We start from the raw sequence: 11,433 nt of genomic DNA, 5'->3' as shown, positions 1-11,433 counted from the left end.
ACTCACAGCTGCTACCTCTATCAATGATTTCGCAAAAGTATCTCACAGGCCATTTAAAGCCCCAAAAGTAAAAGGGGTGGCCGAAGCCACCCCTTTCATGTGTGCATATAAAGTATCGATTAAGCGATAACTTTAGCTACAACACCCGCACCTACGGTACGGCCACCTTCACGGATGGCGAAACGCAGGCCGTCGTCCATCGCGATCGGCGCAATCAGGGTAACAACCATCTTGATGTTGTCGCCCGGCATAACCATCTCTACGCCTTCCGGCAGTTCGATGGTACCGGTCACGTCGGTAGTACGGAAGTAGAACTGCGGACGGTAGCCTTTGAAGAACGGGGTGTGACGACCACCTTCTTCTTTGGACAGTACGTACACTTCGGATTCGAACTTGGTGTGCGGCTTGATGGTGCCCGGCTTGGCCAGGACCTGACCACGCTCTACGTCTTCACGCTTCACGCCACGCAGCAGTGCACCGATGTTCTCGCCTGCACGACCTTCGTCCAGCAGCTTGCGGAACATCTCAACACCGGTACAGGTGGTCTTGGTGGTATCTTTGATACCCACGATTTCCACTTCTTCACCTACTTTAACGATACCGCGCTCTACACGACCGGTTACTACAGTACCACGGCCAGCGATGGAGAATACGTCTTCGATAGGCATCAGGAACGGCTGGTCAATCGCGCGCTCCGGCTCCGGGATGTAGGAATCCAGGTGACCGGCCAGCTCGATGATCTTCTCTTCCCACTGAGCTTCGCCTTCCAGCGCTTTCAGTGCGGAACCGCGGACTACCGGCAGGTCATCACCCGGGAAGTCGTACTCGGACAGCAGTTCGCGAACTTCCATCTCGACCAGTTCCAGCAGCTCTTCGTCATCAACCATGTCGCACTTGTTCATGAACACGATGATGTACGGAACGCCTACCTGACGACCCAGCAGGATGTGCTCACGGGTCTGCGGCATCGGGCCGTCAGTCGCAGCTACTACCAGGATAGCGCCGTCCATCTGGGCAGCACCGGTGATCATGTTTTTAACGTAGTCGGCGTGACCCGGGCAGTCTACGTGAGCGTAGTGACGGGTAGCGGTGTCGTATTCTACGTGGGAGGTGTTGATGGTGATACCACGCTCACGCTCTTCCGGTGCCTTGTCGATCTGGTCGAAGGCGAAAGCTTTACCACCGAAGTGCTTGGCCAGCACGTTGGTGATAGCAGCGGTCAGGGTGGTTTTACCGTGGTCAACGTGGCCGATGGTGCCGACGTTTACGTGCGGTTTGGAACGCTCAAATTTTTCTTTAGACACGACGTAGTCCTTCTAGGTTAAACCCGCCTACCGTCGTAGGCGGGGAATCTTAAATTACTTGGATTTGCGCTCTTCGATCACAGCCTGGGCAATGTTGTTCGGGGCATCTGCATACTTACCGAATTCCATTGCGTAGGAGGCACGACCTTGAGTGGCGGAACGCAGGTCAGTCGCGTAGCCGAACATTTCAGCCAGCGGCACCAGGGCACGTACGATCTTGCCGGACGGGCCATCTTCCATACCTTCGATCAGGCCACGACGACGGTTCAGGTCACCGATAACGTCGCCCATGTAATCTTCCGGAGTTTCGACTTCTACTTTCATGATCGGTTCCAGCAGAACCGGGTTGGCTTTCATGAAGCCAGCCTTGAAGGCCATGGAAGCAGCGATCTTGAACGCCAGTTCGGAAGAGTCAACATCGTGGTAGGAACCGAAGTGCAGACGCACGCCCAGATCCATAACCGGGTAACCAGCCAGAGGACCAGACTTGAGCTGCTCCTGGATGCCTTTGTCGACACCCGGGACGAATTCGCCAGGAATGACACCGCCTTTGATGTCGTTGACGAACTCGTAGCCTTTGCCTTCTTCCAGCGGGTACATGTCGATCACAACGTGACCGTACTGACCACGACCACCAGACTGCTTGGCATGCTTGCCTTCAACGTCTTTAACGGTGTTGCGGATGGTTTCACGGTAGGCAACCTGCGGCTTACCTACGTTGGCTTCAACCTTGAACTCGCGACGCATACGGTCAACGATGATGTCCAGGTGCAGCTCACCCATACCGGCGATGATGGTTTGGCCAGATTCTTCGTCGGTCCATACGCGGAAGGACGGGTCTTCCTGAGCCAGACGGCCCAGTGCCAAGCCCATCTTCTCTTGGTCAGCCTTGGTTTTCGGCTCAACCGCGATGGAGATTACCGGCTCAGGGAATTCCATACGCTCGAGGATGATCGGCGCTTTTTCGTCACACAGGGTGTCACCAGTGGTCACGTCTTTCAGACCGATGGCAGCAGCGATATCGCCTGCGCGAACTTCTTTGATCTCTTCACGCTTGTTGGCGTGCATCTGAACGATACGGCCGAAACGCTCGCGCTTGTCCTTGACGGAGTTCAGCACGGAGTCACCGGAGTTAACCACACCGGAGTACACGCGGAAGAAGGTCAGGTTACCAACGAACGGGTCGGTAGCGATCTTGAACGCCAGAGCAGAGAACGGCTCGTCGTCAGAAGCGTGACGCACGTCTTTGGTTTCGCCGTCCATTTTCAGGCCGTCGATAGCAGCAACGTCGGTCGGAGCAGGCAGGTACTCAACAACCGCATCCAGCATTGCCTGTACGCCCTTGTTCTTGAACGCGGAGCCACAGGTTACCAGGATGATTTCGTTGTTCAGCACGCGCTGACGCAGAGCTTGCTTGATCTCTTCCTCGGTCAGCTCTTCACCGCCCAGGTATTTTTCCATCAAGTCTTCAGAGGCTTCTGCAGCAGCTTCAACCAGGTTCATGCGCATTTCTTGCGCTTGTTCCAGCAGCTCGGCCGGGACGTCTTCGTAGTCGAAGGAAACGCCCTGGTCAGCTTCGTTCCAGTTGATGGCCTTCATCTTGACCAGGTCGATAACACCCTTGAAGTTCTCTTCGGAGCCGATGTTCAGCTGCAGAGGAACCGGAGTGCCTTTCAGACGGGTCTTGATGTGCTCAACGCAACGCAGGAAGTTGGCACCGGTACGGTCCATCTTGTTGACGAACGCGATACGGGGAACCTTGTACTTGTTAGCCTGACGCCATACGGTTTCAGACTGTGGCTGTACGCCACCTACGGCACAGTACACCATTACGGCACCGTCCAGAACACGCATGGAGCGCTCTACTTCGATAGTAAAGTCAACGTGGCCCGGGGTATCGATGATGTTGATACGGTGCGGTTGGAACTGTTTACCCATACCGGACCAGAAAGCGGTGGTCGCGGCGGAGGTGATGGTAATACCACGCTCTTGTTCCTGTTCCATCCAGTCCATGGTGGCAGCGCCATCGTGAACTTCACCGATCTTGTGGCTTACACCGGTGTAAAACAGTACACGCTCGGTAGTAGTAGTCTTACCGGCGTCAATGTGAGCGGAGATACCGATGTTACGATAACGCTCAATGGGGGTTGTACGAGCCATTGTCATCCTCTTACTAAGGCGCTTGTCCCTAGATAATTAAAGGTGCGCAGAGCCAGAAGACCCTGCGCAAGCGGATTACCAGCGGAAGTGAGCGAAGGCCTTGTTCGCTTCAGCCATACGGTGAACGTCTTCACGTTTCTTGACAGACGAACCCTTGTTCTCAGCGGCATCCAGCAGCTCGCCAGCCAAACGCTGAGCCATTGATTTTTCACCACGTTTACGAGCGGCATCAACCAACCAGCGCATTGCCAGAGCATTGCGACGAACCGGACGAACTTCTACCGGTACCTGATAGGTTGCACCACCGACGCGACGAGATTTAACCTCGACCGCCGGACGAATGTTATCCAGAGCTTCTTCAAATACAGCCAGGTGCTCTTTGCCGGATTTAGCGGCAATGATATCCAGAGCACCGTATACGATGGCTTCGGAAACAGATTTCTTACCGTCAACCATTACTACGTTGACGAATTTAGCCAGCAGCTCTGATCCGAACTTGGGATCCGGCAGGATTTTACGCTGACCAACAACACGACGTCTTGGCATTTCAATTCTCCGTGAACTTCAGGGGTTACCCAAAACTAGAAAGTTATCTAACTAGAAACGAATTAACGTTTGGCCTTACTTAACGGAGAACCATTAAGCTTTCGGACGCTTCACGCCGTACTTGGAGCGAGCCTGCTTACGGTCTTTAACACCGGCACAGTCCAGCGCACCACGAACGGTGTGGTAACGAACACCAGGCAAGTCTTTTACACGACCGCCACGGATCAGAACAACAGAGTGCTCTTGCAGGTTGTGACCTTCACCGCCAATGTAGGAGGTGACTTCGAAGCCGTTGGTCAGACGTACACGGCATACTTTACGCAGTGCAGAGTTAGGCTTCTTCGGGGTGGTGGTGTATACACGGGTGCACACGCCACGCTTCTGAGGGCACGCTTCCAGCGCAGGCACGTTGCTCTTAACAACGAGCTTAGTGCGTGGCTTGCGAACCAACTGGTTAATAGTTGCCATCAAAAGGCTCCTGATAATGACTTCATAAACATGTGAAAAATCCTCCCCGCAGATACGGGGACGCGAAATTTTATGCCCTGTTGTCTAGGGAGTCAAGATTTATACAATTCGCGGCATGGACGGCGCAGCGCAAACCACCGAAAGCCATAATAACCATCTGAATTATATTGAAAATAATCCTGTCACTCCCCCCAGGTCAGTGGGGACCCTTTTTGTGCAATCAAGGCGACCAGACCCGCCATATCGATCTCTGTCCCCACGCGATGAGACAATCCGCGAGCCTGCAGGTCTTCCTGCATGACATAGAGCGGTATGCCTGCCAGCTGTTCACACCAGTGTGGCGCCGATGCGGCGATCACCGCATCCTGCATCAATACCAGCTCGTCTTCCGGCTGACAGTATGCCAACGCTTGCGCCAACGCCTGGCTCTGGAAGGGGGAGTTCATAATCAGATGCAACATGAAGACCTCAGAAACTGATGTGAGCCGAACATTGTGCCCAGCAGCGAGCCAATGCCTCCCGTGGTATGCTCTCGACCTGAATGAGCAGATCATCGAGAGTCAGCCCGCGCTCGGCCAGCGAGTCAGCACAGACATAGACCTCCTCGATATCGTAGAGTTCCAGCATCTTGAAGGTCGGTGCATAGTGACGCTGCAGGATAGCGGCAGGTTGCTGCTCCTTGACCAGTTGCAGCACGCCGTCACCGATCAGAAAGAGTGCCACTGATTCGGTGAGTGCCGAGGTGGCCAGCAGGGCATCCAGTCCCTCTCGCCCGGCCGCATGGCCATGAGGCCCACGGCGGCAGATAAATGCAATTTTTTTGGTCATGACCCTCTCCTAGAACTGGACCAGCCGATCGGCCGTCAAGGTCGCCTCGGCCAGCTGCCCCAGACCGCTCAGGCAGAAGGGGGCCTGCAGATTGAAGTGATCATGTCCAACCCCCTTGGCCTCCTGTTCATCGAGTACGCCACGGCGCATGGCGGCGGCGACACAGACATCGATCCGGATCCCCTGCTCTATCGCCAACTCTCGCCACAGACGCACCAGATCCGTTTCATCGGAAGCGGGCGCATGGAGGCCGTTGCCGTTGTAGACACCGTCCTGATAGAAAAACAGATGGGAAAGGGTATGCCCCTGCGCCAACAGGCTACGGGCAAAACGATAGGCGGTACTGGCAGACTGGGTACCATAGGCAGGTCCGGTCACCAGGAGAGCAAAACTCAAACTCATATCAGGCTCCTGTGCTGATGCCTGTCCATTGTACGCCAAAAACAAAAAAGCCCCTGCCAGGAGGGGCTTGTTCAACCAGAGCGATCAGAGGTGGGCAATGGCTTCCACTTCAACCAGCACATCCTTCGGCAGACGGGCCACTTCCACACAGGAGCGTGCCGGAGCTGCGTCGCCAAAGTAACGGGCATAAACCTGGTTGAAGGCCACGAAGTTATTCATGTCGCTCAGGAAGCAGGTGGTCTTCACCACCTTGCCGGTATCAGCGCCAGCCGCTTTCAGCACGGCAACCAGATTCTTCATTACCTGCTCAGCCTGGGCTTCGATACCGCCTTCGACAATCTCCATGGTAGCCGGATCAAGCGGGATCTGTCCTGAAGTAAAGATCATCTCACCTACCTTGGTCGCCTGAACATACGGACCAATCGCAGCGGGTGCCTTGTCGGTTGCAATAACTTCTTTAGCCATTCATGTATCCCCTTCTGGAATGATTATTCGTTTTCGTCTTCACCCTGCTTGCGCTGCCGGATGTAGAGATAAACGGTATGTTTGGAAATATTCAGTTTGTCCGCCACCAGGTTGATCGAATCCTTGATGTCGAAAATTCCTTTCTCGAACAACTGGGTCACGATAAACCGGTTCTTGGCATTGTTGGCCACGGTCGGATCGCGGTTGATTTCATCGATGGTATTGTCCACCGTCTGGGCAACCAATTCTTCGACGCTGTTGGCAAACGTCTCGGGAGACTGACGCGCAACCTGCTGCGGCGTCGGGAAAAATTCGGCCACGAACTCGTGGAAGGGGGCATTGATGTGCAGATTGATGCAGATAAGGCCGATCACCTGCCGCTCGCTATTCCGGATGGCGATGGTGCTCGACTTCATCAGGGCACCGGTGCGGCTGCGAGCAAAATAGCTATGCGTATAGTCTTGCCCCGTGCTCTCGATATCCTTGAGCATACGCAAGGCCAGATCGGTGATGGGCGCCCCCAGGGAGCGTCCGGTATTGAATCCGTTGGCGATCTTGATCACCGACTCGTGCAGATTCTCCAGGGAGTGAAGCACCACTTCACAATGCTTGCCGAACAACTCGGCCAAGCCATCGATGAGCCCGTCATATGAGCGCAACAATTCCCTGTCTTCATCTGTAAAAGTGCGGCTGATCAGCTGTTCTTCGGGAAGCATGGCCTCCTCGATACCGACAGTCATGTTCTACCCCTGTAATAACCGTTCAACTTTTCCGAGTTTTAAATTGCAGGGCATTAAAGTCAACTTTTTTTGATTTTTTACTCTACAACTTTGCTCTGGATCATCCTGAAAACCGTGCCAGACCTGACTTTGACGAGGAAAACACCAACAAAAAGGGCTCCCTGAAGGAGCCCTTTTTAATCATGGAGAAGAGATTACTCTTCGTCGAAGCTACCGGCTGCGTTCAGCAGATCCGCCAAGTTCTGTTGAGCCTCATCAGCGGTCACCTGCGGGGTGCCAACAGCACGAGCTGCGGCAGCACGCTGGTTGATCCGGCCATGGTGGTACGCAAAACCGGTACCGGCCGGGATCAGACGACCCACAATGACGTTCTCTTTCAGACCACGCAGTTCGTCACGCTTGCCACCTACGGCGGCTTCGGTCAGAACGCGAGTGGTTTCCTGGAAGGAAGCCGCGGAGATGAAGGACTCAGTGCTCAGAGACGCCTTGGTAATACCCATCAGCACGTGACGGTAGGTCGCAGGGGTCTTGCCCTCGGCAACCAGCTTACGGTTGGCAATCTTCACGCGAGCCACTTCAACCTGTTCGCCTTCGATCAGGTCGGTGTCGCCAGCAGTCAGGATCTCGCACTTGCGCAGCATCTGACGAACGATGACTTCGATGTGCTTGTCGTTGATCTTAACGCCCTGCAGACGGTAAACGTCCTGCACTTCGTTGGCGATGTAGTTGGCGACCGGGCTGATACCGCGCAGACGCAGGATGTCGTGAGCAGACTCGGGACCGTCCGCCAGTACTTCACCCTTCTCAACTTTTTCACCTTCGAACACGTTCAGGTTACGCCACTTCGGAATCATCTCCTCGTAGACGTTGCCACCATCGGTCGGGGTGATGACCAGACGGCGCTTGCCCTTGGTCTCTTTACCGAAGGAGATGGTACCGGAGATTTCGGCCAGGATAGCCGGCTCTTTCGGTTGACGTGCTTCGAACAGATCCGCAACGCGCGGCAGACCACCGGTGATGTCCTTGGTACCGCCGGATTCCTGCGGGATACGCGCAACCGCGTCACCCACACCCACGTTGGCACCATCTTCCAAGTTCACGATCGCCTTGCCCGGCAGGAAGTACTGGGCGGCTACATCGGTACCCGGGATCATCACATCATTGCCGTTCAGGTCGACCAGTTTCACGGTCGGACGCATCTCTTTACCGGCGCTCGGACGCTCGTTGACGTCCAGCACGACGATAGAGGAGAGACCGGTCAGCTCGTCGGTCTGACGAGTGATGGTCACGCCGTCGATCATGTGTTCGAAGTGCAGACGACCTGCCACTTCGGTGATGATCGGGTGAGTGTGCGGATCCCAGTTGGCAACGGTATCGCCAGCGTTCACGGCCTGACCGTCCTTCACTTCCAGCACGGCACCGTAAGGCAGCTTGTGGCTTTCCTTGGTACGGCCCATGTCGTCCATGATGGTCAGTTCGGTTGAACGAGAGGTGATAACCAGTTTGTCTTCGCTGTTGTGAACGAACTTGGCGTTCTGCAGCTTGATGCTACCGGTGTTCTTCACCTGGATGCTGCTTTCTGCTGCGGCACGAGATGCGGCACCACCGATGTGGAAGGTACGCATGGTCAGCTGGGTACCCGGTTCACCGATGGACTGGGCGGCGATAACACCGACAGCCTCACCCTTGTTAACCAAGTGACCACGGGCCAGGTCGCGACCATAGCAGTGGGCACAGTTACCGAAGTCGGTCTCACAAGTGATGGCAGAACGTACCTTCACACGGTCAACGGAGTTACGCTCCAGCAGGTCACACAGCTGCTCGTCGAGCAGGGTGTTGCGAGCCACCAGGATCTCGTCCTCGGTACCCGGCTTGATGACGTCTTCCGCCACCACACGACCCAGCACGCGCTCACGCAGCGGCTCGACTACGTCGCCACCCTCGATCAGCGGAGTCATCCACAGACCGTCGGTAGTGCCGCAATCGTCCTCGGTGATCACCATGTCCTGCGCCACGTCTACCAGACGACGAGTCAGGTAACCGGAGTTCGCGGTCTTCAGTGCGGTATCCGCCAGACCCTTACGAGCACCGTGAGTGGAGATAAAGTACTGCAGTACGTTCAGACCTTCACGGAAGTTCGCGATGATCGGGGTCTCGATGATGGAGCCATCCGGCTTGGCCATCAGGCCACGCATACCGGCCAGCTGACGGATCTGGGCTGCGGAACCCCGCGCACCAGAGTCGGCCATCATAAAGATGCTGTTGAACGAGGCCTGTTCTTCTTCGTCACCCAGCGAGTTGACGTTACGCTCTTTGGACAAGTTCTCCATCATGGCCTTGGAGACGCGCTCGTTGGCGCTGGCCCAGATATCGATAACCTTGTTGTAGCGTTCGCCCGCAGTCACCAGACCGGACAGGAACTGATCCTGGATCTCGGCAACTTCGGCTTCGGCTGCGGCGATGATGTCTTTCTTGGCATCCGGGATGACCATGTCATCGATACCAACGGACGCACCGGACAGGGCCGCATAGTGGAAACCGGTATACATCAGCTGGTCAGCGAAGATAACGGTGTCCTTCAGGCCCTGCTTGCGATAGCAGGTGTTCAGCAGACGAGAGATCAGCTTCTTGCCCAGCGCCTTGTTGGATACGCACTTGATCCAGTTTTGCGGATTGGCGTCCAGATCGGCTTGCTCGGCAGCGCTCAGCACCTTCGGCTCGTCAATCAGGGCGTATTCCATGCCTTTCGGCAGGATCAGGCTCAGGATCGCACGACCAACGGTGGTGTTCTTCATTTCGGTCTTGGCAACCAGTTCACCGGCTTCGTTCTTCACGTACTCGGTGATGCGGCACTTGACGCGCGCATGCAGGTCAGCCAGGCCGGCACGGTAAACCTTCTCGGCCTCTTTCGGACCGGACAGCACCATACCTTCGCCCTTGGCGTTGATACGGGCACGGGTCATGTAGTACAGACCCAAGACCACGTCCTGAGAAGGAACGATGATCGGTTCACCGGAGGCAGGTGACAGGATGTTGTTGGTAGACATCATCAGCGCACGCGCTTCCAGCTGGGCTTCCAGGGTCAGCGGTACGTGAACAGCCATCTGGTCACCGTCGAAGTCCGCGTTATACGCAGCACAAACGAGCGGGTGCAGCTGGATTGCCTTGCCTTCGACCAGAGTCGGTTCGAATGCCTGGATACCCAGACGGTGCAGGGTCGGTGCACGGTTCAGCAGGACCGGGTGTTCGCGGATCACTTCGTCCAGGATATCCCAAACGACAGCTTCTTCGCGTTCAACCATCTTCTTGGCAGCCTTGATGGTGGTTGCCAGGCCGCGGGTTTCCAGCTTGCCATAGATGAACGGCTTGAACAGTTCCAGCGCCATCTTCTTAGGCAGACCACACTGATGCAGGCGCAGGGTCGGACCTACGGTGATAACGGAACGACCAGAGTAGTCGACACGCTTACCGAGCAGGTTCTGACGGAAACGACCTTGCTTACCCTTGATCATGTCGGCCAAGGATTTCAGCGGGCGCTTGTTGGAACCGGTGATGGCGCGGCCACGACGGCCGTTGTCCAGCAGGGCATCGACGGACTCTTGCAGCATGCGCTTTTCGTTGCGCACGATGATGTCCGGCGCAGCCAGATCCAGCAGACGCTTCAAGCGGTTGTTACGGTTGATCACGCGACGGTACAGATCGTTCAGATCGGAGGTCGCGAAACGGCCGCCGTCCAGCGGTACCAGCGGACGCAGGTCCGGCGGCAGCACGGGCAGCACTGTCATGATCATCCACTCCGGCTTGTTGCCGGACTGCAGGAAGGCTTCCATCAGCTTCAGACGCTTGGTGGTCTTCTTGCGCTTGGTCTCGGAGTTGGTCTGATCCAGCTCCTCGCGCATGGTCTTGACTTCACCTTCCAGATCGATGGCACGCAGCAATGCCAGGATTGCTTCGGCACCCATCTTGGCGTCAAATTCGTCGCCCCACTCTTCCAGCGCATCCAGGTACTGCTCTTCGGAGAGCATCTGGCTGCGTTCGAGGTTGGTCATGCCCGGCTCGATTACCACGAAAGATTCGAAGTAGAGCACGCGCTCAATGTCGCGCAGGGTCATGTCCAGCAGCAGACCGATACGGGACGGCAGAGACTTCAGGAACCAGATGTGGGCAGTCGGGCTAGCCAGCTCGATGTGGCCCATACGCTCACGACGGACCTTGGTCTGGGTCACTTCAACGCCGCACTTCTCACAGATCACACCACGGTGTTTCAGGCGCTTGTACTTGCCGCACAGACACTCGTAGTCCTTCACCGGTCCGAAGATACGGGCGCAGAACAGACCATCACGCTCCGGCTTGAAAGTCCGGTAGTTGATGGTCTCAGGCTTTTTGACCTCACCGAATGACCAGGAGCGGATCATGTCAGGAGAGGCCAGACCGATCTTGATACTGTCAAACTCTTCGGTCTTGGTCTGAGCCTTCAAAAACTTGAGTAAGTCTTTCACGTGTTTCCCCTGTCAGGAGTC

11 protein-coding genes (1 of these 11 running past the window's edge) are annotated in these 11,433 nt (G+C 55.9%); all 11 read right to left on the bottom strand.

Going from position 1 to position 11,433, the window contains the following annotated elements; all coding sequences use genetic code 11:
- Nucleotides 1–6, bottom strand: the beginning of a protein-coding gene (gmhB, locus tag LA321_RS07930) for a D-glycero-beta-D-manno-heptose 1,7-bisphosphate 7-phosphatase (protein WP_042070220.1). Its footprint begins 537 nt before the window's first position; the window shows 6 of its 543 coding nt (coding positions 1–6); its start codon is at nucleotides 4–6; its stop codon lies off the left edge, out of view.
- A gap of 113 nt (nucleotides 7–119) precedes the next feature.
- Nucleotides 120–1,304, bottom strand: coding sequence for an elongation factor Tu (gene tuf / locus LA321_RS07925; protein WP_061476754.1), 1,185 nt, complete (start codon nucleotides 1,302–1,304; stop codon nucleotides 120–122).
- Nucleotides 1,305–1,358: 54 nt separating this feature from the next.
- Nucleotides 1,359–3,464 carry an elongation factor G gene (gene fusA / locus LA321_RS07920; RefSeq protein WP_026456683.1) on the bottom strand — a complete coding sequence of 702 codons (2,106 nt, stop codon included), beginning with the start codon at nucleotides 3,462–3,464 and terminating at the stop codon, nucleotides 1,359–1,361.
- Between the two features lie 75 nt (nucleotides 3,465–3,539).
- On the bottom strand, nucleotides 3,540–4,010 hold the full coding sequence (rpsG, locus tag LA321_RS07915; protein WP_026456684.1) for a 30S ribosomal protein S7: 471 nt from the start codon (nucleotides 4,008–4,010) through the stop codon (nucleotides 3,540–3,542).
- A gap of 93 nt (nucleotides 4,011–4,103) precedes the next feature.
- Nucleotides 4,104–4,478 (bottom strand): 30S ribosomal protein S12, encoded by a 375-nt coding sequence (gene rpsL / locus LA321_RS07910; RefSeq protein WP_026456685.1) that lies wholly within the window; start codon nucleotides 4,476–4,478, stop codon nucleotides 4,104–4,106.
- A 182-nt stretch (nucleotides 4,479–4,660) separates the two neighbouring features.
- Nucleotides 4,661–4,939 carry a sulfurtransferase complex subunit TusB gene (gene tusB / locus LA321_RS07905; RefSeq protein ID WP_042070368.1) on the bottom strand — a complete coding sequence of 93 codons (279 nt, stop codon included), beginning with the start codon at nucleotides 4,937–4,939 and terminating at the stop codon, nucleotides 4,661–4,663.
- A gap of 7 nt (nucleotides 4,940–4,946) precedes the next feature.
- A complete protein-coding gene (gene tusC / locus LA321_RS07900; protein WP_042070367.1) occupies nucleotides 4,947–5,306 on the bottom strand; it encodes a sulfurtransferase complex subunit TusC in 360 nt (119 codons plus the stop codon).
- Nucleotides 5,307–5,315: 9 nt separating this feature from the next.
- Nucleotides 5,316–5,708, bottom strand: a complete 393-nt coding sequence (tusD, locus tag LA321_RS07895; RefSeq protein WP_026456687.1) for a sulfurtransferase complex subunit TusD — start codon at nucleotides 5,706–5,708, stop codon at nucleotides 5,316–5,318.
- Nucleotides 5,709–5,792: 84 nt separating this feature from the next.
- Nucleotides 5,793–6,173, bottom strand: a complete 381-nt coding sequence (locus tag LA321_RS07890; RefSeq protein ID WP_042070366.1) for a RidA family protein — start codon at nucleotides 6,171–6,173, stop codon at nucleotides 5,793–5,795.
- A 23-nt stretch (nucleotides 6,174–6,196) separates the two neighbouring features.
- On the bottom strand, nucleotides 6,197–6,913 hold the full coding sequence (locus LA321_RS07885; protein WP_042025337.1) for a helix-turn-helix transcriptional regulator: 717 nt from the start codon (nucleotides 6,911–6,913) through the stop codon (nucleotides 6,197–6,199).
- 194 nt (nucleotides 6,914–7,107) lie between these two features.
- Entirely contained in the window at nucleotides 7,108–11,412 is a 4,305-nt protein-coding gene (gene rpoC / locus LA321_RS07880) for a DNA-directed RNA polymerase subunit beta' (RefSeq protein WP_042025334.1), read from the bottom strand.
- Nucleotides 11,413–11,433 lie beyond the last annotated feature (21 nt).

Source organism: Aeromonas enteropelogenes (assembly GCF_020097295.1).
Classification (GTDB): Bacteria; Pseudomonadota; Gammaproteobacteria; order Enterobacterales; family Aeromonadaceae; genus Aeromonas; species Aeromonas enteropelogenes.
Note: the sequence above shows the minus strand (reverse complement) of the source record. Positions and strands in the feature narration are given on the sequence as shown.